The sequence below is a fragment of the Streptomyces longispororuber genome, from assembly GCF_024448165.1.
GTDB lineage: Bacteria > Actinomycetota > Actinomycetes > Streptomycetales > Streptomycetaceae > Streptomyces > Streptomyces longispororuber_A.
The window spans coordinates 1-24,521 of sequence record NZ_JAMOLN010000166.1; the positions used below are offsets into that span (position 1 = coordinate 1).

Below are 24,521 nucleotides of genomic sequence, written 5' to 3' on the forward strand. Positions count from 1 at the left end.
TCGGCAGACGCGCCTGAACTCCCGCTCGGCGCAGGGCCGTCCTGCGCCAGGGCCGTCCGACGCCATGGACGGCGCCCGGCCGCATACCGTCGTGGCCGCTCGCCGCGTCGGTCACGCCTCGAGCTTGCGGAACAGGCCCTCCTGGACGACCGACACCAGCAGGCGCCCCTCGACGTCGTAGATGCGACCACGGGCCAGGCCTCGGCCACCGGTGGCGATCGGCGACTCCTGGTCGTACAGGAACCACTCGTCGGCACGGAAGGGACGGTGGAACCACATGGCGTGGTCGAGCGACGCCATGTCGAAGCCGCGCGGACCCCACAGCGGTTCGACCGGCAGCCGCACCGCGTCGAGCAGCGTCATGTCACTGGCGTAGGTGAGCGCGCAGGTGTGCACCAGCGGATCGTCACCGAGGGGGCCCACCGCGCGCATCCACACGGCGCTGCGCGGCTCGGCCGACTCGACGTCCTCGGGCGTCCAGCGCAGCCGGTCCACGTACCGGATGTCGAAGGGCTGGCGGCGGGCCATCCGCTCCAGCGCCTCGGGCAGCGCGCCCAGATGGCCCCTGATCTCGTCGGCGATCGTCGGCAGCGACTCCGGATCCGGAACCTCCCGGGCCGGCGGCAACTGGTGCTCGAAGGCTCCCTCTTCGGGCTTGTGGAAGGAGGCGGTGAGATTGAAGATCGTGCGGCCCTGCTGCACGGCGGTGACGCGGCGCGTGGTGAACGAGCGACCGTCGCGGACCCGCTCCACCTGGTACACGATGGGCACGCCCGGCCGGCCCGGGCGCAGGAAGTACGCGTGCAGCGAGTGCACGGGGCGGTCGCCCTCCGTGGTGCGGCCCGCGGCGACCAGGGCCTGGCCGGCGACCTGCCCGCCGAAGACGCGCTGCAGCGACTCCTCGGGGCTGCGCCCACGGAAGATGTTGACCTCGATCTGCTCCAGGTCGAGCAGATCGACGAGCCGTTCCGCAGGATTCGTCATGGGTGGTTCTCTCTCGTGTGCGCGGCCGGACGACCCCGGCGGGTGGACGCGGCCGGACACTACCGCCCGGCGGTTCGGGGATCTACAACTGACCGACGTCCGTGACCCGGACGACGGCACGGCCTTCCTCGTCGGAGGCGGCCAGGTCGACCTCGGCGCTGATGCCCCAGTCGTGGTCGCCGTTCGGGTCGGCGAAGGTCTGGCGCACCTTCCACAGGCCGTGCTCCGGGTCCTCCTCGATCATGAGCAGCTTGGGGCCGCGCGCGTCGGGGCCGGTGCCGAGGTCCTCGTACTCGTCCCAGTACTTGTCCATGGCCTCGCCCCAGGCGTCGGCGTCCCAGCCCGAGTCGCCGTCCATCTGGCCGAGCTCGTCGACGTTGTCGAGCGCAGCCAGTTCGACGCGGCGGAACATGGCGTTGCGGACGAGGACCCGGAAGGCGCGCGCGTTCGCCGTGACCGGCTTGACCTGATCGGCCTTCTCCTGGGCCTCCTCGGCGGTCATCACCTCCGGGTTGGCGAGCTGCTCCCACTCGTCCAGGAGGCTGGAGTCGACCTGGCGCACCATCTCGCCGAGCCAGGCGATCAGGTCCTCCAGGTCCTCCGACTTGAGGTCGTCGGGCACGGTGTGGTCGAGCGTCTTGTAGGCGCTCGCCAGATAGCGCAGCACGATGCCCTCGGTGCGGGCCAGCTCGTAGAAGGAGGTGAACTCCGTGAAGGACAGCGCCCGTTCGTACATGTCGCGGATCACGGACTTCGGCGACAGCGGGTGGTCGCCGACCCACGGGTGGCTCTGGCGGTACGTGTTGTACGCGTGGAAGAGCAACTCCTCCATGGGCTTGGGGTAGCTGATGTCCTGGAGGCGCTCCATGCGCTCCTCGTACTCGACGCCGTCGGCCTTCATGAGGGCCACGGCCTCACCCCGCGCCTTGTTCTGCTGGGCGTGCAGGATCTGCCGGGGGTCGTCGAGCGTGGACTCCACGACCGACACCATGTCCAGGGCGTAGGACGGCGACTCCTTGTCGAGCAGGTCGAACGCGGCGAGGGCGAAGGTGGACAGCGGCTGGTTGAGCGCGAAGTCCTGCTGGAGGTCGACGGTCAGGCGCACGATGCGGCCCGTCGCGTCGGGCTCGTCCAGCTTCTCGACGATGCCGCCGTCCAGGAGCGAGCGGTAGATCGCGATGGCCCGGCGGATGTGCCGCAGCTGCGCCTTGCGCGGCTCGTGGTTGTCCTCCAGCAGCTTGCGCATCGCGTCGAAGGCGTTGCCCGGACGCGCGATCACCGACAGCAGCATGGTGTGCGTGACGCGGAAGCGCGAGGTCAGCGGCTCCGGATCGGAGGCGATCAGCTTCTCGAAGGTGCCCTCGGTCCACCCGACGAAACCCTCGGGGGCCTTCTTGCGGACGACCTTGCGGCGCTTCTTCGGGTCGTCGCCGGCCTTCGCCAGCGCCTTCTCGTTCTCGACGACGTGCTCGGGCGCCTGCGCCACCACGAAGCCCGCCGTGTCGAACCCGGCGCGGCCCGCGCGGCCCGCGATCTGGTGGAACTCACGGGCGCGCAGCGTACGGACGCGATTGCCGTCGTACTTCGTCAGAGCGGTGAACAGCACCGTGCGAATGGGCACGTTGACGCCGACACCGAGGGTGTCCGTGCCGCAGATGACCTTCAACAGGCCGGCCTGGGCGAGCTTTTCGACGAGCCGACGGTACTTGGGCAGCATGCCGGCGTGGTGTACACCGATGCCGTGCCGTACGTAACGGGACAGGTTGCGGCCGAACTTGGTGGTGAAGCGGAAGTTGCCGATCAGCTCGGCGATCTTGTCCTTCTCCTCGCGCGTGCACATGTTGATGCTCATCAGCGCCTGGGCGCGCTCGACGGCCTGCGCCTGCGTGAAGTGCACGATGTAGACCGGTGCCTGCCGGGTGTCCAGGAGCTCGGTCAGCGTCTCCGTGAGCGGCGTGATCCGGTACTCGTAGGAGAGCGGCACGGGGCGGGTGGCCGAGCGGACCACCGACGTGGGGCGGCCCGTGCGCCGGGTGAGGTCCTTCTCGAACATGGCGACGTCACCGAGTGTCGCCGACATCAGGATGAACTGCGCCTGCGGCAGTTCCAGCAGCGGGATCTGCCAGGCCCAGCCGCGGTCCGCCTCGGCGTAGAAGTGGAACTCGTCCATGACGACCTGGCCGATGTCGGCCTGCGCACCGTCACGCAGCGCGATCGAGGCGAGGACCTCTGCGGTGCAGCAGATGACGGGCGCGTCCGAGTTCACGGACGCGTCGCCGGTCAGCATGCCGACGTTCTCCGTGCCGAACAGCTTGCACAGCTCGAAGAACTTCTCGGAGACCAGGGCCTTGATCGGCGCCGTGTAGAAGGTGACCTCGTCCCGGGCGAGCGCCGCGAAGTGGGCACCGGCCGCGATCATGCTCTTGCCGGAGCCGGTCGGCGTCGAGACGATCACGTTCGCCCCCGACACCGCCTCGATCAGCGCCTCCTCCTGGTGGGGATAGAGGGTGAGACCACGCTCCTCGGCCCACGACTCGAAGGCGTCATAGAGGGCGTCCGGGTCGGCGGTCTTCGGGAGCTGATCGATAAGGGTCACGTCACCATCTTGCCTGTCTTCCCACCCGATCCGGCAATCGGATGCCCGTACGAAGATCACGAAGGCTACGCTGGGGCGCCGACGGAGCGTCAGGACGTGCGCAACCCCCAGGGGTCAACAGAACGTCGGTACAAGGGACATGCCGCGCCCACGGCTGCGGCAGGCACAACAGGAACAGGGGCGGATCACAGCCATGATGGGACCGGCACACTCGTTGTCAGGAGCGGCGGCCTGGCTGGGGGTGGGCGCGGCCGCGGCCGCCGCCGGGCACCCGATGCCCTGGCCGGTCGTCCTCGTCGGAGCACTGATCTGCGCGGGCGCGGCCCTCGCCCCCGACCTGGACCACAAGGCGGCGACCATCTCGCGCGCCTTCGGACCGGTCTCCCGCGGCCTGTGCGAGATCGTCGACAAACTCTCGTACGCCGTCTACAAGGCGACCCGCAAGCAGGGCGACCCGCGCCGCTCGGGCGGCCACCGCACCCTCACCCATACGTGGCTGTGGGCGGTCCTCATCGGGGCGGGCACCTCGGTCGCGGCGATCACGGGCGGCCGATGGGCCGTGCTCGCGATCCTCTTCGTCCACATGGTGCTCGCCATCGAAGGACTGCTGTGGCGGGCCGCCCGCGGCTCCAGCAGCGACGTCCTGGTGTGGCTGCTCGCGGCGACCAGCGCCTGGATCCTCGCGGGCGTCCTGGACAAGCCGGGCAACGGGGCGGACTGGCTGTTCGTCGAGCCGGGCCAGGAGTACCTGTGGCTGGGCCTGCCGATCGTGCTCGGTGCCCTGGTGCACGACATCGGGGACGCGCTCACCGTCTCGGGCTGCCCGATCCTGTGGCCCATCCCGATCGGCCGCAAGCGCTGGTACCCGATCGGCCCGCCCAAGGCGATGCGGTTCCGGGCCGGCAGCTGGATCGAGCTCAAGGTGCTCATGCCCGTGTTCATGCTGCTCGGCGGAGTGGGGTGCGCGGCCGCGCTCAACTTCATCTGAGCCCGGGCCCGACCGCACACCCTCCTGGCACGGGATCACCCGTGCCAGGACCGCCACAGCGCCGCGTACGCCCCGTCGGCGGCCACCAGGTCGTCGTGGCTGCCGAGCTCCCGGATCCGGCCGTCCTCGACCACGGCGATCACGTCCGCGTCGTGCGCGGTGTGCAGCCGGTGCGCGATGGCCACGACCGTGCGGCCGTCCAGGACCCGGCTCAGCGACCGCTCCAGGTTGCGGGCCGCCCGCGGGTCGAGCAGCGACGTCGCCTCGTCCAGGACCAGCGTGTGCGGGTCGGCGAGGACCAGCCGGGCCAGCGCGATCTGCTGCGCCTGCGCCGGGGTCAGGGCCGTGCCGCCCGAGCCGACCTCCGTGTCCAGGCCGTCGTCGAGACCACGCGCCCACGCGTCGGCGTCGACCGCGCCGAGGGCCGCCCACAGTTCGGCGTCCTCGGCTCCGGTGCGGGCCAGCCGCAGGTTGTCGCGCAGGGAGCCGACGAACACGTGGTGCTCCTGATTGACCAGGGCCACGTGGGAGCGGACCCGCTCCGCCTGCATCCGGGACAGCTCCGCGCCGCCGAGCGTCACCTGACCGGTACGGGGCGCGTAGATCCCGGCGAGGAGCCGGCCGAGCGTCGACTTGCCCGCGCCGGACGGGCCGACCAGCGCGAGCCGCGTCCCCGGCTCGACCTCCAGGGACACCTTGCGCAGCACGTCGACGCCCTCGCGGTAGCCGAAGTTCACCTCGTCCGCGAGCACGTCCCGGCCGTCGGGCCGCACCGAGGCGTCACCGGCGTCCGGCTCGATGTCGCGCACGCCGACGAGGCGCGCCAGGGACACCTGGGCGACCTGCAGCTCGTCGTACCAGCGCAGGATCAGGCCCACCGGGTCCACCAGCATCTGCGCGATGAGCGCGCTGGTGGTCAGCTGGCCCACGTCGATCCAGCCCTGCAGGACGAAGACACCGCCGATGAGCAGCACGGACAGCAGCACCAGGACGTGCACAGCGTTGATCACCGGGAAGAGGACGGAGCGCAGGAAGAGCGTGTAGCGCTCCCACGCGGTCCACTCCTTGACGCGCTGCTCCGACATCCGCACGCGGCGGTCGCCCAGGCGGTGCGCCTCGACGGTCCGTCCGGCGTCCACGGTCTCGGCGAGGGCCGCGGCGACGGCCGCGTACCCGGCGGCCTCCGAGCGGTAGGCCGAGGGCGCGCGCTTGAAGTACCAGCGGCAGCCGAGCACCAGGACCGGCACCGCGATGAGGATTGCGGGCGCCAGCGGCGGCGCCGTCACCGCGAGCCCGCCGATCAGCAGGGCCGCCCACACGACACCGATGGACAGCTGGGGCACGGCCTCCCGCATGGCGTTGGCGAGCCGGTCGATGTCGGTGGTGATCCGGGACAGCAGATCGCCGGTGCCGGCCCGCTCCAGGACGCCCGGCGGCAGCCCGACGGAGCGCACCAGGAAGTCCTCGCGCAGATCCGCGAGCATCTGCTCGCCGAGCATCGCCCCGCGCAGCCGCACCTGCCGGACGAAGACCGCCTGGACCACCAGGGCCAGCGCGAACAGGCCGATGGACCGCTCCAGGTGCAGATCGCTCAGGGCACCGGCCGCCCCTGTCCCGTCGGCGACGTCCTGGATCAGTCCGCCCAGCAGGTACGGGCCGGTCATCGACGCGACGACGGCGACGGTGTTCACACCGACGAGGAGCAGGAAGGCCCGCCGGTGGCGCCGGTACAGCTCGCGCACATAGGCGCGGACCGTGGCCGGGGCGCCGACCGGCAGGGTGTTCGCCGTGGTGGGGGCCGCCGGGTCGTAGGCCGGGGGCACTACGCCGATCATGCCGTCTCCTCGATGTCGATCTCGATGTCCGTGTCGATACCGGTACTGGTCCCCGTACTGGCCCTGCTGCCGCTGCCGGTACCCGTGGTGAACCCGGTGGGACCGGTGCGGGCGGCGACCGCCGTCTCCTCGTCGGTCTCGCGGGTGACGACCGCGCGGTACCGGGGCTCGCTGCGCACCAGGTCGCGGTGCTCGCCGACCGCCGCGACCCGGCCGTCGTGCACGAACACCACGCCGTCGGCGCGGTCGAGCAGCAGCGGCGACGAGGTGAGGACCACGGTGGTGCGGCCGCGTCGCAGGGTGCGCACGCCCTGCGCGATGCGGGCCTCGGTGTGCGAGTCGACGGCGGACGTCGGCTCGTCGAGGACCAGCGCCTCCGGGTCGGTGACCAGCGACCGGGCGAGGGCGAGACGCTGGCGCTGGCCGCCCGAGAGGGATCGGCCGCGTTCGGTGATCCGGGCGTTCATCGGGTCGTCGTCCAGGGACGCCTGGGCGAGGGCGTCGAGGACGTCGGTGCACTGCGCCGCGGCCAGCGCCTCGTCCGGCCGGACGGAGCCGGAGGACGGCACGTCCAGCAGTTCGGTGAGCGTCCCGGACAGCAGCACCGGGTCCTTGTCCTGCACGAGCACCGCGGTCCGCGCCACGTCGAGGGGCAGTTCGTCCAGCGGCACCCCGCCCAGCAGGACGGACGGCTCCGCGACCGCCGGGTCGGCGGGCTCGCTCGCGTCGCGCGAGGCCGGGTGCCCGCCGAGCCGGTCGGCGAGCCGTCCCGCCAGATCCGGGTCGCCGCACACGACGGCGGTGAGCCGGCCGGCCGGGGCGAGCACCCCGGTCTCCGGGTCGAACAGGTCACCGGTGGGCACCCCGGCGTCCCGCAGCCCGCCCGCGGGCTCGGTGATGCGCTCCAGGGCCAGGACCCGGGCCGCGCGCTGCGCCGAGGGGCGGGAGAAGGAGTACGCCATGGCGATCTCCTCGAAGTGGCGCAGCGGGTAATTGAGGATCATCACCGCGCTGTACACGGTGACCAGTTCACCGACGGAGATCCGGCCCTCGCCGGCGAGCCGGACGCCGTACCAGACGACCACGATCATCAGCAGACCCGGGAGGAGAACCTGGATCGCGGAGATCAGCGACCACATGCGGGCGCTGCGCACGGCTGCCCTGCGGACTTCCTGCGAGGCGCGGCGGTAGCGGTCGAGGAACAGCTCCTCGCCGCCGATGCCGCGCAGCACGCGCAGGCCCGCGACGGTGTCCGAGGCGAGTTCGGTGGCCCGGCCCGCCTTCTCGCGCTGGTGGTCCGCGCGCCGGGTGGCGCGGGGCAGCAGTGGGAGCACGGCCAGGGCGAGGACCGGCATGCCGATCGCGACGACGACGCCGAGCGCGGGCTGGTAGATCACCAGGCCGACGCAGACGAGGACGACGGTGAGCGCGGCGGCCGCGAAGCGGGAGAGCGCCTCGACGAACCAGCCGATCTTCTCGACGTCGCCGGTGGACACCGCGACGACCTCGCCCGCGGCGACCCGCCGGGTCAGGGCGGCGCCGAGCGCGGCGGTCCTGCGGGCGAGGAGCTGCTGCACCCGGGCGGCCGCGGTGATCCAGTTGGTGACCGCGGTGCGGTGCAGCATCGTGTCGCCGCAGGCGATGGCGACACCGAGGAGCACGATCAGCGCGCCCGCCGCGGCGAGGCGGGAGCCCGAGCCGTCGACGACGGCCTGGACGGCGTAGCCGACGCCGTACGGGAGTCCGGCGACGGCGCTGAAGTGGAGCAGTCCCCACGCGAGGGACTTGAGCTGGCCGCCGAGCTGGTTCCGGCCGAGCCAGAGCAGGAACCGGGGGCCGGAGCGCGCGTCGGGCACGCCCGGATCGGGATACGGAAGGTCGGAGATCTGCATGACGTCCCAGGGCTCGCAAGAGGAACCGGTAGGGGGCGGACAGGAGGAGAGGGCGAGGGAGAGCAGGTGAGAGGGGACGGGCCGGGTGGGTGCGCGTCGGGCGCGCCCGCGTCCGGGGATTCGAGGACGCAAACCGTGAAAGGTTCGCGTCATTGGGCGATCGGAGGCAAACGGTTTTACGGCCCGCGGCAAAGATTCGGCCCTGATCGGCGGCGGTGTGCGGTCCCGGCACGAGGGTCGGTGGACCGTGGTGCGACCATGGAACGCATGCGTATGGCGGGTGTGGTTCGAGCGGGCGTCACGGCGGCGGCCTGCGGGGTCCTTCTGACGACGGTGGCGGCGTGCGGCTCCGGCAGCGGCGACGACGGCAGTGACACGCGGAGCGGTCGGAAGGCGGCGGACGGCGCGCAGAGAGATGAGGCGCGATCCGTCGACCTCACGCGCATCCCGGACGTGGGCGACCGCTACCAGAAGCAGATCCCGGCGAGCGCGCGGCAGGTCGTCGCGGTCTACGGCGACGGCAAGGACTCCGCGGACTCGACGATCGTCCTCTACTCCAAGTCGGGCGACACGTGGAAGAAGGAGCGCGGCTGGTCCGGGCACAACGGCAAGAAGGGCTGGACGACGAACCACCGCGAGGGCGACAAGCGCAGCCCCGTCGGGGTGTTCACGCTCAGCGACGCCGGCGGCGTCCTCGCCGACCCGGGGGCGAAGCTGCCGTACACGCGGTCCGCGTCGTTCCAGGCGCCGCACTACTGGGCCAAGTCGCACTGGCACGACTTCGACTACGTCGTCGCCATCGACTACAACCGGACCAAGGGCACCTCGCCGAACGACCCGACCCGCCCCGAGGGCCAGTCCAAGGGCGGCAGCATCTGGCTGCACATGGACCACGGCAGCGGGACGTCGGCGTGCGTCAGCCAGTCCAAGGGCGACATGGAGTACCTGCTGAAGACGCTCGATCCCGCACAGCACCCGGTCGTCGTGATGGGCGACAAGGCCGAGCTCAAGGCGTAGCCGCCGGCCGCGCCCGGTCCGTCATTCATTCAGTAGGCGGTCAGTAGGCGGTCAGTAGGCGTGCCGCAGCGACGGCCACAGGGCCGACCACGTCCGTGCCGGGCCCGTGCACAGGACGATCGCGGCGCCCTGTTCCTCGTTGTCGACGTCATGGCCGTTGTCGACGTGGGTGACCGTGCGGCAGCCGGTGAAATGCCGCTCGATGGCGGAGGCGTCGGCCAGGCGGACGAGGAGGACGGGCCCGTTCGCGGAATCGGGCGGCGGACCCCAGTCGGCGTAGCTCATGTGGCCCGAGTACGGGGCGGGCAGTCCGCGGGCGGGTCCGTACCGTTCCAGGGCGCCCGCCTCGCCGTAGTTGCCGGCGAACAGGACGGCCCGGTCGCGCTCGGCCGAGGGATGCGCAGCCAGCCGTCGCGGGCGGCGTCGGCGAGTTCGGGCCAGCCGAGCTGCTCGCCCTGCTCCGGGTCGAGGGCCATCGGCACGGCCAGCGCGCTGGGCGGCAGGACCGGCAGGGTGATCACGGCGTTCAGCACGGCGGAGAGACCGACGGCACCGGCGAGCAGGGCGCGCCGTGTCCGTGCGCGACCGCCGCGTGCCCATCGCACCGTTGGCTCGCAGCCCGCTGCGAGCAGCACGACCAGCAGCGGCACCGTGTAGTAGCCCTTGCCGCCGGCCGTGAGCACGACGGCGCACAGCAGCGGGTACGCCACCGCGAACGCCCGCGCCCACCGCACCTCGGCCGCGCGCCACAGCCGCCGCCACCCCACGAGCCACACCGGCACGAACAGCGGTGCCAGATAGATGAGTTGCTGCGGTACGAGGAGGGCGCGGTTCTCGGCGCCGTCGTCCTCACTGATGCCGCGCGCGACCGTGAACTGCGGCCAGTCGTGCGCGGCCTGCCACACCACGTTCGGCGCGGCCAGTGCGCCCGCCACCAGACATCCGCCGACGAACCAGCGGCTGCGCAGCACGCCGCGCGGCCCGGCCCAGCCGATCGCCGCGAGGAGCACGGCGGCGAGCAGCACCACCAGGTACTTGTTCTGCACGCCGATCCCGACGGCCGCGCCGACCGCGAGCCACCAGCGGCCGTCCCCGGTGCGCAGCACCCGTAGCACGAGCAGGCTCACGCCCACCCACACCAGAAGGTCGAAGGTCGCCGTGGACACCATGTGACCGACCGCGAGCGCCTGCGCGCCGACCGCCGTCAGGGCGGCCGCGAGCAGTTGGGCCCCACGCCCGCCGCCCAACTCCCTGGCCACCAGGGCGACCACGAGCACCGTCGCTGCGGCGGCGAGCGTCGCGCAGACCCGCAGCCCGACCAGGCTGTCCCCGAAGAGCGTGGTGGAGGCGCGGGCCAGCAGCGGGGTGAGCGGAGGCTGATCGACGTAGCCCCAGGCGAGCCGGCGTCCGGCGGCGAGGAAGTACAACTCGTCGCGGTGGTAGCCGTACCGGGCCGACAGCAGGGTCAACACCGCCGCATACAGGGCGAGTACGCCCAGCAGAGGGCGCCATGGGGTCGGGGCGAGGCGGAGGGGCCGGTCCGGTTCTCTGTTCAACCGCGTCCCGTCGCCCGCACTGCCGTCGCCCGCACTCCCGAAGCCCGCGCTGCCGTCGTCCGCGCTCCCTGCGCCCACATCGCTCAGGCTCATCGTTTCCCCCGCTTCCCCCGGTGCGCCGGGAGCGTACTGGCGCGGCGGAACCCGGTCGAGACCCTCCGCAAGGTGACCGCCCACGCGCCTGCCCCTGGTTGCGCCGACCACCTTGGGCACCGTAGAAATCCGCCCATGAGAAGACGCGTCATGTCCATGCTCGCCGGGGCGATCCTCGCGGCGGGCGCCCTCCTCGCGCCCGGCTCGCCCGCGGCAGCGGCCCAACGACCCGACGTCCCCACGGAGTTCGGAACGGACTGGCACGACCCGGTCACCGCCACCCCGCCCGTGACGAAGCCGCACACCACGTCGTGCGACGTCACCGTCGCCGAGGCGCAGTTCCGCGACTTCACGCCGTACAAGGGGAGTTACACCCCGCCGAAGGGCTGCGGCGATCGCTGGAGCAAGGTCGTCCTCCGGCTGGACGGGAAGGTGAAGGGACGTCAGTTCGACCGGCTCGGCTATCTGCACATCGGCGGCGTGGAGATCCTGCGCACGTCCACGCCCGAACCCTCCCCGGACGGCATCGCCTGGACCGTCGAGAAGGACGTCACTCGCTACAGCGACACGCTGCGCGGGCAGCAGCCGGTCGAGATGCTCATCGGCAACGTCGTGAACGACACCTACACCGGCGTCATCGACGTCAGGGCGACCCTCACGTTCTACGCCGCCGAGACCAAGGGGACCCAGCCCGCCGGCAGCCGTCCGGCGCGGTCCGACCGCACGCCCGACCAGGTGCTCACCCTCGCCGACGACGGCACCCTCACCACGCCGCGCAACAGCGAGCGGCTCGTCGCCGAGGTGTACGCCACCGGCTCCGGCGGCGGCTGCGAGGAGTACTGGTACCTGACCGTGCCCGACGCCGCCCCCTACTCGTGCAAGGCCGAGGGCGGACCGTACCGGGAGGTGCAGGTCACGGTCGACGGTCAACTCGCCGGCATCGCCGCCCCGTTCCCGACCGTGTGGACCGGCGGCTGGTCCAACCCCTTCCTCTGGTACGTGATTCCGGGCCCACGCGCCTTCGACATCAAGCCGATCGAGTACGACCTCACGCCGTTCGCCGGGCTCCTCAACGACGGCAGGCCGCACCGCGTCGAGGTGTCCGTCGCGGGCGTGCCCACGGGGCAGAGCGGCTGGAGCACCCCGGTCAACGTGCTGGTCTGGCAGGACGCCCACCGCGCCCACGTCACCGGCGGACTCACCGCCCACCGGGCGGGTGACCTCGCCAACTCCTCGGTGTACACGCCCGGATCGCCGACCGCGGAGCACCGGCTCGACACCGACGGCGGACACCGCTTCAGCGTCAGCGGCTACGTCGACACCTCGCACGGCCGGGTCGCCACCACCGTCACCCGGACCCTCGCCAACACCTCCGTGCACCGCTGGACCGACGGAGAGACCACCGACACGCTGACCGCCACCTGGACCGACCGGGAGACCGTGCGCACCGGCGGACGCACGGCCCGCACGAACCGCACGTACACGATGGACGGCACCACCACCCTCGGCGCCGACGACCGGCTGCGCACCGTGATCACCCTCGGCGACCGCGCCGAGACCGGCCTCGGCGACGGCGCTCCGACCGTGCTCGACGACACGTACACCGGCGACGCGACGTACGCGGCGAACGCCCCGCGCGAGGAACGGCACGCCGTCGCCACCACCGGGGAGCGCTACCGCGTGCACGGCCCCGGAAGCTGCTACGACCGCGAACTCCGCACGGATCAGGGTGTGTTGACCATCGACCGGCACCGCTGCTGACGCCGTGCGGGGCCCGGGCCGCGAAGGCCCGGGCCCCGCACCCGGCTCACGCCTCGGCGGGCTTGTCCGAGTCCACGCCGCCGCGCTTCTTGCGCCACTCGCCCCGGGTGAAGTCCGGGATCGGCTGCGGCGCGCCCTTCGCCTTGATGGACAGATGGCTCAGCGGCACCGGCGACGTCCAGGTCACCGCGTCGTACACGTCGAAGTCCGGCACGAGACCGAGGCGCATCGTCTGCATCAGCCGGTACACCATGATGTAGTCCATGCCGCCGTGCCCGCCGGGCGGGTTGGCGTGCTCCTTCCACAGCCAGTGGTCCCAGTCGGCGTACTTGGCGAAGTCGCCCCACGCGTCGTTCGTGTGGTCGGGCTCGATGTAGATGCGCTCCGGATAGTCCTCGAACACGCCCTTGGTGCCGCCGAGTTGATTGATGCGGGAGTACGGGTGCGGGGTCGACACATCGTGCTCGAGGCGGATCACCCGGCCCTTCGCCGTCTGGACCAGGCTGATCGTGCGGTCCGACTCGATGTACGTCTCCTTCCAACTCGGGTCTCCCTTCGGCATGTTGGCCTCCCGGTACTCGGCCAGACCGAGCGAGGGCGTACCGAAGCTGGAGATGTGCGTGACCCGGTCGCCGCGGTTGACGTCCATGTAGTTGGCGACCGGGCCGAACCCGTGGTTCGGGTACAGATCGCCGCGCAACCGCGTGTGCCACAGCCGGCGCCATGGACCCTCGTAGTAGTCGGGGTCGAACATCAGGCCGCGCAGATCGTGGTTGTACGCGCCCGCCCCGTGCAGGAGTTGGCCGAACTTGCCCGCGTGCGCCATGCGCAGCACTCGCATCTCGTTGCGGCCGTAGCAGCAGTTCTCCAGCTGCATGCAGTGTCTGCGGGTGCGCTCCGAGAGGTTCACCAGCTCCCACAGCTGGTCGAGCTGGAGCGCGATCGGACACTCCACGCCGACGTGCTTGCCGTTCAGCATGGCCGTCTTCGCCATCTCGAAGTGCCAGTCCCACGGCGTCGCCGCGTACACGAAGTCGATGTCGCCGCGCTTGCACAGGTTCTCGAAGTCGTGATCGCCCTTGGTGTACGTCGCCGGGGCCGGCTGGCCCGCGGCCGTCACCTTGGCCGCAGCGCGCTCCGTCTTGTCCTTCACCGGGTCGCACAGCGCGACGACCTGGACGCCGGGCATCGCCAGGAACAGGTCGATCATGCTGCCGCCGCGGTTGCCCAGGCCGATGATGCCGACGCGCACGGTGGACCGGCGGTCGAACGGCACCCCGATCATCGTCGCGCCCTGCCGGGCCGGCACGGCGGCCTCCTGCACGGCGTCGGCCTGGTTCTCCCCGGGCGCGGCCTGCGCGGTGCCCGGGCCGAACGCGGCGAGGCCGAGCCCGGCGCCCGCGACGCCCGCGGTGCGCAGCACGTCGCGCCGGGAGTGGCCGTCGGGGCCGGGAGCGTCGAGCGGCTGGTCGCCGTGCGTGGGCCGGTCGGTGTGGGCGGGCCGGTTGTCGTTGTCGTGCATCGGACCTCCAAAGCTGGTGGGTGCGGTGCCTGGCAAGCGCTTGCCACCTTGGAGGGGGTGAGACCGGGGCGCAAGGGACCGAAGTGGTCAGGGAGTTGGACTTCCTTTACCGAGCCTTTGGACTCGACGCCCCGTTCCTGTACGACGGGGCACTCGCCGCACTCGCCGCACTCGCCGCACTCGCCGCCCTAGCCACCCCGGGCGTGCCGGTCACCGTCCGCACCGCACTCGCCGACCAGGTCCGGGCACACCTGTGCAGGGCGACGGTCCGCCTCGACGCCCCGGCGGGCCGGCGCGTCCGCACCGAGGACCCCGTACGGGCCGGGGCCGTCACCCGCGCCGAACTCCTCACCACGGACTGGGTCGACGTGACCGCGCCCGGTTCGTCAGCCTGGTCGCCACCGATGCCGAGGACGGCAACGGCAACGACCACGCCGACTGGGTTGATCCGAAGGTCAGTTGCGCGTCGTAACCGACCGGGCCGGACGGGTTGCCCGCTCCAGCTCCACCAGCACCGAGTAGTACGAGCGGCCCGTGGCATGGTCCATGCCGACCTCGCACATCCGGTTCGCCGACAGATGCGCGTCGTAGGCGCGGGACGTCACCTCCGCGGCCTCCTTACGGGTGGCCGACTCGGTCAACTCCTTGTGGAGCATGCCCCGGTCGCCGGCGAAGGCGCAGCAGCCCACGTCGTCCGGGATCACCACCTCGTCGGCACACGCCTCGGCGACCGCCCTCAACTGGGCGACGTCGCCGAGGTGCTCCATGGAGCACGTCGGATGGAGCACGGCGGAACCGATGGTCCGCTCGACCGTCAGATGCGGCAGCAGCTCCTCGGCGGCCCACACGAGGGAGTCGACGATCTTCAGCTCCGCGTGCAGCTCCCGGTTCTCGTCGGTGAGGTACGGCACCACCTCGTGCGCGATGCCGAGCGTGCACGACGAGGCGTCCACGACCAGCGGCAGCCGGCCACCCGCGGTCCAGCCCCAGGCCGCCTCGACGATCCGGTTCGCCATCACCTTGTTGCCCTCGTCGTAGCCCTTGGAGTGCCAGATCGTGGCGCAGCACGTCCCGGCGACGTCCTCGGGGATCCACACCGGCCGGCCCGCGCGCGCGGAGACCGCCACGACGGCCTGGGGGAGCGACACGTCTCCCGGCGTCCCGAAGATGCGGTTCACGCACGCCGGGTAGTAGACGGCCGAGGCGCCCACGCGCCCGGTGCGGGGGAGCTTGCGCGCGGCCGCGGCCGGGACCTCGGGCAGCCACTCGGGCACCAGGTCGGGCCGGACCGCCTTGCGGGCGGCGGTGGTCACCGAGGTCAGCAGCCGGTCGCCGATCTTGCCGGCGGCGGCCACGGCCAGCCGGGCCGACGCCTCGACGGCCTTGAAGTTCTTCGCGGCGAGCGCCGCCACCCGCTCCTCGCGGGGTGAGTGCCGCGCATGCCGGAAGTCCTTCATGAAGGCCCCGGTGTCGATGCCGACCGGGCAGGCCAGCTTGCAGGTGGAGTCGCCCGCACAGGTGTCGACCGCGTCGTATCCGTACGCGTCGATCAGCGCGTCCTCGACCGGTGAACCGGACGGCTGGCGCATCATCTCGCGGCGCAGCACGATCCGCTGGCGCGGCGTCGTCGTCAGGTCCTCACTGGGGCAGGTGGGTTCGCAGAAGCCGCACTCGATGCACGGGTCGGCGATCAGCTCCACCTTCGGGATCGTCTTGAGACCCCGCAGGTGCGCCTTCGGGTCGCGGTCGAGCACGATGCGTGGCGCCAGCACCCCGTCCGGATCGATGACCTGCTTGGTGCGCCACATCAACTCCGTGGCGCGGGGCCCCCATTCGAGCTCCAGGAACGGCGCGATGTTGCGGCCCGTGGCGTGCTCCGCCTTCAGGGAGCCGTCGAACCGCTCGACCGTCAGCCGGCAGAACTCGTCCATGAAGGCCGCGTACCGGTCCACGTCCGCCGGCTTTCCCGCGTCGAAGGCGAGCAGGAAGTGCAGGTTGCCGTGCGCGGCGTGGCCCGCGACCGCCGCGTCGAAGCCGTGGCGCGTCTGCAGTTCGAGCAGGGCCTCGCAGGCCTCCGCGAGCCGGCCGGGCGGCACGGCGAAGTCCTCTGTGATCAGCGTCGTGCCCGACGGACGCGAACCGCCGACCGCCGTCACGAACGCCTTGCGCGCCTTCCAGTAACCGCTGATCGCCTTGGCGTCCCGGGTGAACTCATTGGTCACCGAGGCGACGGGCGCCACGAGTTCGAGACCTTCCAGCACCTTGGCCGCCGCCACCTCGAAGGCCGCCTGCCGCTCCTCGTCCGGCGCCCGGAACTCCACCAGGAGCGCGGTCGTCTCCTTCGGCAGCCGCGCCCAGTCCTGCGGCACGCCCTGCACGCTGACCGACGCACGCAGCGTGTTGCCGTCCATCAGCTCAACGGCCAGCGCGCCCGCCTCGTTGAACACCGGCACCGCCGCGGCCGCCGCCGTCAGGGACGGGAAGAACAGCAGCGCCGTCGACACCTTCCGGTCCAGCGGCAGGGTGTCGAAGACGACGTCGGAGATGAACCCGAAGGTGCCCTCCGAGCCCACCATCAGACCGCGCAGGATCTCGACGGGCGTCGACCCGTCCAGGAACGCGTCGAGCCGGTACCCGTTCGTGTTCTTGATCTCGTACTTGGCGCGGATCCTGCGGGTCAGCTCCGCGTCCTCCTCGATCTCCCGCTTGATCGTCAGCAGGCCCTCGCAGAGCGCCGGTTCGGCATGGGCCAGGTCCTCGTCCGCGCGCGGGTCGCCGGTGTCCACGACGGTGCCCGAGGGCAGCACGAAGGTGAGCGAGGCGACCGTCCGGTACGAGTTCCGGGTCGTGCCCGCCGTCATGCCCGACGCATTGTTCGCCACGACGCCGCCGACCGTGCAGGCGATCGCGCTCGCCGGGTCGGGGCCGAGCACCCGGCCGTGCCGCGCCAGCGTCGCGTTGGCCCGCACGATCGTCGTGCCGGGGCCGATCCGCGCCCGCGAGCCGTCCCCGATGACCTCGACGCCCGACCAGAACTTACGGACGTCGACCAGGATGTCCTCGCCCTGCGCCTGCCCGTTCAGCGACGTGCCCGCCGCACGGAAGACGACCTCGCGGCCCCTGCCGTGCGCGTACGACAGGACGGCCGAGACGTCGTCGATGTCCTCGGCGACGACCACGACCTGCGGCACGAAGCGGTACGGACTGGCGTCCGACGCGTACCGCACCAGGTCGGAGATCTTCGTGAGCACCTTGTCCGCGCCGAGCAGCTCCGTCAGCTCCGAGCGCAGCGGCTCGGGCGTGCCGCCCGCCTGCCGGTCCGCGACCCGGTCGGGGGCCGGACCCGACGGGCGGGACCCGGGACGCAGGGCTTCCGGCTTCGGCTCCAGCAGCGGCATGGCTCTCCAGTCGTGGTGTGCGGTCGTACGGTCGTGATGCGGTCGTGGTCAGCAGTCGGGCACGTGCGGGGACTCGAACAGCGCGTTCAGCAGGACCGTCAGCTGTGCGCGCTGCTCCGCGTCCAATGGGGCAAGGATCTCCTCTGCGGCCGCGCGCCGCGCGCTGCGCAGCTCCCGCAGGGCGGCCCGCCCCTTGTCGGTGAGCTCGATCCGGATGACCCGGCGATTGGTCGGATCGGGCATCCGGCGCACCAGGTCGTTGGCCTCCAGGCCGTCCACGACCGTGGTCACGGCGCGCGGCACCACCTCGAGCCGCTGCGCCAGGTCCGCCATCCGCGGCGGGGTCTCGTAGTGCACCAGCGTGCGCAGCAGCCGGGACTGCGCGGGGGTGATCCCGACCGGCTCCAGCTGTCGCTTCTGGATGCGGTGCAGGCGGCGCGTGAGCCGCAGCAGCTGCTCGGCGAGGAAGCCGTCGGCGTCCGGGGTACTCATGACGGGAACATTAGCAGGACCTTGTTCATTGTGAGTATAGGTAACAATGAGCTATGCTCCTCAAAGTCGAGCCCGGCCTCTGCCGCCGGACCCGCACCGTGCTCTCTCACGCCGTAGGAGGCCCATGCGCAACGACGACATCAACTGGACGCCGCCCCCCGATGCGAAGTCATCGGGCCAGCCGCGCCAGATCCGCCGCATCCTGTCCCTCTTCCGTCCCTACCGCGCCCGCCTCGCCCTCGTCGGCCTGCTGGTCGCCGCCGCGTCGCTGGTGACGGTCGCGACGCCGTTCCTGCTCAAGGAGATCCTCGACGTCGCCATCCCGCAGGGCCGCACCGGGCTGCTCAGCCTGCTCGCCCTCGGCATGATCCTCAGCGCCGTCGTCACCAGCGTCTTCGGCGTGCTGCAGACCCTGATCTCGACGACGGTCGGCCAGCGCGTCATGCACGACCTGCGCACCGCCGTGTACGGGCGGCTGCAGAGCATGTCGCTCGCCTTCTTCACCAAGACCCGCACCGGCGAGGTCCAGTCCCGCATCGCCAATGACATCGGCGGCATGCAGGCGACGGTGACCTCCACCGCGACGTCCCTCGTCTCGAACCTGACGAGCGTCGTCGCCACGATCGTCGCCATGGTCGCCCTCGACTGGCGCCTCACGGTCGTCTCCCTTCTTCTGCTGCCGGTCTTCGTGTGGATCGCCCGCCGCGTCGGCCGCGAGCGCAAGAAGATCGCCACCGAGCGCCAGAAGCAGATGGCCGCCATGGCCGCCACGGTCACCGAGTCGCTCTCCGTGAGCGGCATCCTGCTGGGCCGCACCATGGGCCGCGCCGACTCCCTCACGAAGTCCTTCGCCGACGAGTCGGACGAACTCGTCGACCTCGAAGTCCGGTCGAACATGGCGGGGCGCTGGCGGATGGCCGTCATCAGCATCGTCATGGCCGCCATGCCCGCGGTCATCTACTGGGCGGCCGGCATCGCCTTCCAGCTCGGCGGGCCGGGCGTCTCCATCGGCACGCTCGTCGCGTTCGTCTCGCTCCAGCAGGGCCTGTTCCGGCCGACCGTGAGCCTCCTGCAGACCGGCGTCCAGATCCAGACCTCGCTCGCCCTGTTCCAGCGCATCTTCGAGTACCTCGACCTGCCCGTCGACATCACCGAGCGGGAGAACCCCGTCCGCCTGGACACGATCAAGGGCGAGGTCCGCCTCCAGGACGTGACGTTCCGCTACGACGCGGACGACGACCGGCAGGCGCCGATCCTCGACGGCATCGACGTCACCATCCCCGCGGGCGGCAGCCTCGCCGTCGTCGGACCCACCGGCTCCGGCAAGTCCACGCTCAGCTATCTCGTGCCGCGTCTGTACGACGTCACGGGCGGGCGCGTCACCGTCGACGGGGTCGACGTGCGCGACCTGGACTTCGACACCCTCGCGCGCGCCGTCGGCGTCGTCTCCCAGGAGACGTACCTCTTCCACGCCTCGGTCGCGGAGAACCTGCGGTTCGCCAAGCCCGACGCCACGGACGAGGAGCTGTACGCCGCGGCCAGGGCCGCCCAGATCCACGACCACATAGCCGGGCTGCCCGACGGGTACGACACCGTGGTCGGTGAGCGCGGTCACCGCTTCTCCGGCGGCGAGAAGCAGCGCCTGGCCATCGCCCGCACCATCCTGCGGGACCCGCCGATCCTCATCCTGGACGAGGCGACCAGTGCCCTCGACACCCGCACCGAGCACGCCGTGCAGGAAGCCATCGACGCCCTCTCGGCCGACCGCACCACGCTCACCATCGCGCACCGCCTCTCCACCGTCCGCGGCGCCGACCAGATCGTGGTCCTGGACTCCGGGCGCATAGCCGAGCGCGGTACCCACGAGGAGCTCCTGGAGCGCGACGGCCGGTACGCGGCACTGGTGCGGCGCGACGCCCAGCTGGAGACGACGGCCGCCTGAGCCGGACGGCGGCGGCTCGCGCGTGAGCGCCACCGCGGCACTGGCCCACCCGGGGCCGGTGCGGCCGCCGACATGAAGATATGCCAGGAATGCCCCGAAGTGCGGGTTACCGTTCCCGCATGCTGAACGAGACTCCGCGACGGAGCACGATCCGACTCACGCGCAGAGGGCGCCTCGCCCTGATGGCGACCGGGGCCGTCGTGGCGGCCACCGCCGTCGCGGTTCCGCTGGCCACGTCCGGTGCCGACGAGGGGCGGCCCACTGCCCTGACCATCCCCGAGGGATGGCGCTCGGGCCAGGTGTACGACGCCGTCGACAAGGCCCTCGGCGTCCCGGCCGGCACGACCAAGAAGGTCATGCCCAAGGCGGGCCTCAAGCTTCCGAGTGATGCGGGCGGCAACCCCGAGGGATACCTCTTCCCGGCGACGTATCCCCTCGGCGACAAGTCGACCCCGCAGTCCGTGCTGGCGTACATGGTGGCCACGGCGAACAAGAAGTTCACCGGCGGCGGGACCACGGCGGGTGCCGACCGCGGCACGGTGAACCTGTACCAGACCGTCACCATCGCGAGCATCGTCGAGGCCGAGGCCGACAACAAGGAGGACATGGGCAAGGTCGCCCGCGTCATCTACAACCGCCTCGACCACGGCATGCCGCTGCAGATGGACTCCACGATCAACTACGCGCTCGGCCGGTCCACGCTGAAGACCAGCGAGAAGGACACCAACCTCGACAACCCGTACAACACCTACGCGCGCATGGGTCTGCCGCCGTCGCCGATCGGCAATCCGGGCGAGCAGGCCATGAAGGCGGCGATCAGCCCGCCGCAGGGCGACTGGCTGTACTTCGTGACGGTGAAGCCGGGTGACACCCGGTTCACCGCGGACTTCGACGAACAGCAGCGCAACGTCGCGGAGTTCAACAAGAACCAGGCCGCCGCCAAGAAGGACAGCTGAGCGTCACAGAGTCGCAGGGCAGGTAGGGCAGGTGGCAGGTAGGGCAGGTAGGGGCGCGGCAGGTAGAGCCGCGCCTCCATCGGACGTCAGACCGTGACCGGAGCGTCCTGAGCGAGCAGCCGCTGGATCTCCCGCACCGCCGCACGGCCCGCCCGGTTCGCGCCGATCGTGCTCGCCGACGGCCCGTACCCCACGAGATGCACCCGCGGGTCGAGTGCCGCGCGCGTGCCCTCCATCCGGATCCCGCCGCCCGGCTCCCGCAGCTTCAGCGGTGCGAGATGGTCGATCGCCGCCCGGAACCCGGTGGCCCACAGGATCACGTCGGCCTCGACCTCCCGCCCGTCGTCCCAGGCCACGCCGGTGGGCGTGATCCGGTCGAACATGGGGAGCCGGTCCAGGACGCCGTTCGCCCGGGCCTCGCGGATCGCGTCGTTCATCGGGAGTCCGGTCACCGAGACGACGCTCAGCGGCGTGAGTCCCTCCCGGACCCGGTCCTCGACCATGGCCACCGCGGTCCGGCCCCAGTTCTCGTCGAAGGGGCCCTCGCGGAACACCGGCGGGCGCCGGGTCACCCAGGTCGTCGCCGCGGCGTACGGGGCGATCTCCATCAGGTGCTGCGTCCCGGACGCGCCGCCGCCGACCACGACGACCCGCTGCCCGGCGAACTCCTCGGGCCCCGGGTACTGCGCCGTGTGCAACTGCCGCCCGTGGAACATCTCCTGGCCCGGGTAGCGCGGCCAGAACGGCCGGTCCCAGGTCCCCGTCGCGTTGATCAGGGCGCGCGTCGACCAGTCCCCGGCCGACGTCTCGACCAGCAGCCGCCCGCCGTCGCCCTCCCGCACCCGGCGCACGTCGACCGGACGGTGGACGCGCAGGTCGAAGGTCTCCTCGTAGGCGGCGAAGTACTCGGCGATGACCTCCGACGACGGCCGGGTGGGATCGGCGCCGGTCAGTTCCATGCCCGGCAGGGCGTGCATGCCGTGCACCTTGCCGTACGTGAGCGAGGGCCAGCGGAACTGCCAGGCGCCGCCCGGCGCGGGCGCGTGGTCGAGGACGACGAAGTCCCGGTCCGGTACGAACCCCACCCGGCGCAGATGGTGGGCGGCGGACAGTCCGGCCTGCCCGGCGCCGATGACCACCACGTCGACCTGCCGTACGTCCGCCGCTTCTCGTGCCCCGGTTTCGTTCACGCTTCTACCAACTCGACCGGGGCCCGAGATCTTCCCGCTCGCGCGCCGTGGCTCAGCGACCGCCCGCGACCAGCAGCGGAGCGCCACCGCCGCGGACGGCCGGAGCGACCAGGCCGCGCGCCGCCAGCTCCGGGATCACTCCCTCGCCGAACCAGTACGCCTCCTCCAGGTGCGGATAGCCGGACAGCACGAAGTGCTCGACACCGAGCGCGTGGTACTCCTCGATGCGGTCGGCGACCTCCGCGTGACTGCCGACGAGCGCCGTGCCCGCGCCACCGCGCACCAGGCCCACGCCGGCCCACAGATTGGGCGAGATCTCCAGCCCCTCCCGCTTGCCGCCGTGCAGCGCGAGCATCCGCTGCTGCCCCACCGACTCGCTGCGGCCGAGCGCGGCCTGCGCGGCGGCGACCGTCTCGGGGGAGAGGTCGTCGAGCAGCCGGTCCGCGGTCGTCCACGCGTCGCGCGCCGAGTCCCGGGAGATCGTGTGCAGCCGGATGCCGAACCGTACGGTCCGCCCCTCCGCCTCGGCGAGCGACCGGATCCAGTCGATCTTCTCCTTCACCTGCTCCGGCGGCTCGCCCCAGGTCAGATAGACATCCGTGTGCCGCGCGGCGACCGGTCCGGCCGCGGCCGACGATCCGCCGAAGAAGATCTGCGGCTGCGGGTCGGGCGCGAGCGCGGAGAAGGCGCCGTCGACCCGGTAGTGCTCGCCGCCGAAGTCGTACGGGGCCTGCGGGGTGCCGCCCCACACGCCGCGGACCACGGAGAGGAACTCGTCGGTGCGGGCGTAGCGCCGGTCGTGGTCGAGGTGGTCGCCGTACCGACGCTGCTCGGTGGAGTCGCCACCGGTCACGACGTTCAGCAGTAGCCGCCCCCGCGTGAGGCGCTGGTACGTGGACGCCATCTGCGCGGCGAGCACGGGCGAGATGACGCCGGGCCGGAAGGCGACGAGGAACTTCAGGCGCTCGGTGTGCTGGGCGAGGGCCACGGTCGTCAGCCACGCGTCCTCGCACCAGGTGCCGGTCGGCGTGAGCACGGCTTCAAAGCCCAACTGTTCGGCCGCTTTGGCTATTTGGACGAGATAGTCGAGGTCGGGTGCGCGCACGCCGGCGATCGCGCCGCCCGGAGTGCGTTCGAGCGCGCCGCCGCTGAAGGCGTGCCGGTCGACGAGGGTGCGGCCGTCGCCGCCGGTCGGCAGGAACCAGTGCAGATGGACGTTCATGGGTTCAGGACTCCTTGGCGTACGAGCGCGGGGCGGCGGTGGAGGCGGGCAGACCGCCGTTGAAGCGGGTGTCGACGAAGTCCGCGAAGTCGACCTTGCGCGGGATCAGCTTCAGCTTCGTGAACGTGTCGGCGATCTGCTGCTCGGACGCGATGGCACCCTTGTCGACGGCGACGGTCACCCGCGTGCCGTTCGTCCGCTTCACCGCGTCGAGCGCCACGTCGTAGGGCAGGCCGGTGTCCTTGGCCCACACCTTCGCCCACGCCTCGGGGTGCTTGTAGACCCAGTCCTGGGCGCGCCGCAGCCGGCCGAGGTAGTCCTTGATCGCCGCGGACTTCTTCTGGTCGGCGAGGGCGGTGGGGGAGGCGACCTGGAAGGCGAGTCCGTTGCTGAGCCCGTCGCCGTCGCTGAGCACACGGCCCTGCTTGCCGCGCAGGATCTGCGAGGTGTACGGGTCCCAGACCGCCCAGGCGTCTACCTTGCCGGCGGTGAACGCGGCCAGCGCGTCGGCCGGCTGGAGGTACTTGACCTCGACGTCGTCGAGCCCGAGCCCTGCCTTGCGGAGGGTCGCGACCAGGTTGTAGTGCGCCGACGACCCCTGCGCCACCGCGATGGACCTTCCCTTCAACTGCGCCGGAGTCGTGAGCTTCGAGTCGTTCGGGACGAGGACGGTGTCGCCCTTGGCGGTGCCGTGGCTGGCGGCGACGACCTTGATCTTCGAGTCGGCGCCCGCCGCGAAGACGGGCGGCGTGTTGCCGACGCCGCCGATGTCCACGGCCTTGGCGTTGACCGCCTCGAGCAGGGGCGGCCCCGAGGTGAACGTGGACCAGCGGATCTTGTACTTCAGGTCGTCGAGCTCACCCGCGGCCCGCAGCACCGCTTCCGAACCTCCCTTCTGGTCACCGACGTTGAGGGTCAGGGACCCGTTCCCGTCGGTTCCGCCCCCGCTGCCGCCTCCGGTGGACGTGCTGGCGGACGAGGCGCCGGAGCAGGCGGCGAGGAGCAGGGCGAGCGGGGCGAGCAGGGCGGGGACGAGTGGGCGTCGCATGGGGCAGGTCCGTTCGGGATGAGGGATGA

General features: G+C 71.7%; 17 protein-coding genes. 5 read left to right on the top strand and 12 right to left on the bottom strand.

Translation table 11 applies throughout. The features are described from left to right. Positions 1 to 111: 111 nt before the first annotated feature. Together M4J07_RS34965 and M4J07_RS34970 are read right to left on the bottom strand one after the other, a co-directional pair. Positions 112 to 984: an acyl-CoA thioesterase gene (locus tag M4J07_RS34965; RefSeq protein WP_255978772.1), complete on the bottom strand. Its 873-nt coding sequence runs from the start codon at positions 982 to 984 to the stop codon at positions 112 to 114. An 82-nt stretch (positions 985 to 1,066) separates the two neighbouring features. Further along, positions 1,067 to 3,580: a DEAD/DEAH box helicase gene (locus M4J07_RS34970; RefSeq protein ID WP_255978774.1), complete on the bottom strand. Its 2,514-nt coding sequence runs from the start codon at positions 3,578 to 3,580 to the stop codon at positions 1,067 to 1,069. 193 nt (positions 3,581 to 3,773) lie between these two features. On the opposite strand from M4J07_RS34970, the gene M4J07_RS34975 reads away from it, so the two are divergent. Continuing rightward, entirely contained in the window at positions 3,774 to 4,568 is a 795-nt protein-coding gene (locus tag M4J07_RS34975; protein ID WP_255978776.1) for a metal-dependent hydrolase, read from the top strand. A 35-nt stretch (positions 4,569 to 4,603) separates the two neighbouring features. On the opposite strand, the gene M4J07_RS34980 is transcribed toward M4J07_RS34975, so the two are convergent. Continuing rightward, positions 4,604 to 6,403 (bottom strand): ABC transporter ATP-binding protein, encoded by a 1,800-nt coding sequence (locus tag M4J07_RS34980; RefSeq protein ID WP_255978778.1) that lies wholly within the window; start codon positions 6,401 to 6,403, stop codon positions 4,604 to 4,606. Continuing rightward, positions 6,400 to 8,295, bottom strand: coding sequence for an ABC transporter transmembrane domain-containing protein (locus tag M4J07_RS34985; RefSeq protein ID WP_255978780.1), 1,896 nt, complete (start codon positions 8,293 to 8,295; stop codon positions 6,400 to 6,402). The genes M4J07_RS34980 and M4J07_RS34985 overlap by 4 nt, the downstream gene beginning before the upstream one ends. A 267-nt stretch (positions 8,296 to 8,562) precedes the next feature. Between M4J07_RS34985 and M4J07_RS34990 the strand changes: the two genes are divergently transcribed. Next, positions 8,563 to 9,312: a hypothetical protein gene (locus tag M4J07_RS34990; protein ID WP_255978804.1), complete on the top strand. Its 750-nt coding sequence runs from the start codon at positions 8,563 to 8,565 to the stop codon at positions 9,310 to 9,312. Positions 9,313 to 9,363: 51 nt separating this feature from the next. Here the strand turns inward: M4J07_RS34990 and M4J07_RS34995 are convergent, their stop codons facing one another. After that, positions 9,364 to 9,597, bottom strand: a complete 234-nt coding sequence (locus tag M4J07_RS34995) for a hypothetical protein (protein WP_255978782.1) — start codon at positions 9,595 to 9,597, stop codon at positions 9,364 to 9,366. Next, on the bottom strand, positions 9,594 to 10,961 hold the full coding sequence (locus M4J07_RS35000; RefSeq protein ID WP_255978784.1) for a glycosyltransferase family 39 protein: 1,368 nt from the start codon (positions 10,959 to 10,961) through the stop codon (positions 9,594 to 9,596). Before M4J07_RS35000 ends, M4J07_RS34995 begins: the two co-directional genes overlap by 4 nt. 135 nt (positions 10,962 to 11,096) lie before the next feature. Here M4J07_RS35000 and M4J07_RS35005 point away from each other — a divergent pair, with 135 nt between their 5' ends. Next, complete coding sequence (locus M4J07_RS35005; protein ID WP_255978786.1) at positions 11,097 to 12,722, top strand: peptide-N4-asparagine amidase; 1,626 nt, start codon at positions 11,097 to 11,099, stop codon at positions 12,720 to 12,722. 46 nt (positions 12,723 to 12,768) lie between these two features. Here M4J07_RS35005 and M4J07_RS35010 read toward each other — a convergent pair whose 3' ends face one another. The 3 genes from M4J07_RS35010 to M4J07_RS35020 form a co-directional block, all read right to left on the bottom strand. Further along, the gene (locus tag M4J07_RS35010; protein WP_255978788.1) at positions 12,769 to 14,244 is read right to left on the bottom strand and encodes a Gfo/Idh/MocA family oxidoreductase; all 1,476 of its coding nucleotides are present in this window, start codon (positions 14,242 to 14,244) and stop codon (positions 12,769 to 12,771) included. Between the two features lie 455 nt (positions 14,245 to 14,699). After that, positions 14,700 to 17,642: an FAD-binding and (Fe-S)-binding domain-containing protein gene (locus M4J07_RS35015; RefSeq protein WP_255978790.1), complete on the bottom strand. Its 2,943-nt coding sequence runs from the start codon at positions 17,640 to 17,642 to the stop codon at positions 14,700 to 14,702. Positions 17,643 to 17,690: 48 nt separating this feature from the next. Further along, a complete protein-coding gene (locus M4J07_RS35020; RefSeq protein ID WP_255978792.1) occupies positions 17,691 to 18,134 on the bottom strand; it encodes a MarR family winged helix-turn-helix transcriptional regulator in 444 nt (147 codons plus the stop codon). Positions 18,135 to 18,258: 124 nt separating this feature from the next. Here M4J07_RS35020 and M4J07_RS35025 point away from each other — a divergent pair, with 124 nt between their 5' ends. Both M4J07_RS35025 and mltG read left to right on the top strand, forming a co-directional pair. Beyond that, a complete protein-coding gene (locus M4J07_RS35025) occupies positions 18,259 to 20,076 on the top strand; it encodes an ABC transporter ATP-binding protein (RefSeq protein ID WP_255978794.1) in 1,818 nt (605 codons plus the stop codon). Between the two features lie 119 nt (positions 20,077 to 20,195). After that, positions 20,196 to 21,032: an endolytic transglycosylase MltG gene (gene mltG / locus M4J07_RS35030; protein WP_255978796.1), complete on the top strand. Its 837-nt coding sequence runs from the start codon at positions 20,196 to 20,198 to the stop codon at positions 21,030 to 21,032. A gap of 86 nt (positions 21,033 to 21,118) precedes the next feature. Here mltG and M4J07_RS35035 read toward each other — a convergent pair whose 3' ends face one another. Genes M4J07_RS35035 through M4J07_RS35045 form a run of 3 tightly spaced genes read right to left on the bottom strand, consistent with a single transcriptional unit; the run spans position 21,119 to position 24,492 of the window. Further along, positions 21,119 to 22,222 carry an NAD(P)-binding domain-containing protein gene (locus tag M4J07_RS35035; RefSeq protein ID WP_255978798.1) on the bottom strand — a complete coding sequence of 368 codons (1,104 nt, stop codon included), beginning with the start codon at positions 22,220 to 22,222 and terminating at the stop codon, positions 21,119 to 21,121. Between the two features lie 52 nt (positions 22,223 to 22,274). Next, positions 22,275 to 23,444 (bottom strand): LLM class flavin-dependent oxidoreductase, encoded by a 1,170-nt coding sequence (locus tag M4J07_RS35040; protein ID WP_255978800.1) that lies wholly within the window; start codon positions 23,442 to 23,444, stop codon positions 22,275 to 22,277. 4 nt (positions 23,445 to 23,448) lie between these two features. Then, the gene (locus M4J07_RS35045) at positions 23,449 to 24,492 is read right to left on the bottom strand and encodes an ABC transporter substrate-binding protein (RefSeq protein ID WP_255978802.1); all 1,044 of its coding nucleotides are present in this window, start codon (positions 24,490 to 24,492) and stop codon (positions 23,449 to 23,451) included. Positions 24,493 to 24,521: the final 29 nt, after the last annotated feature.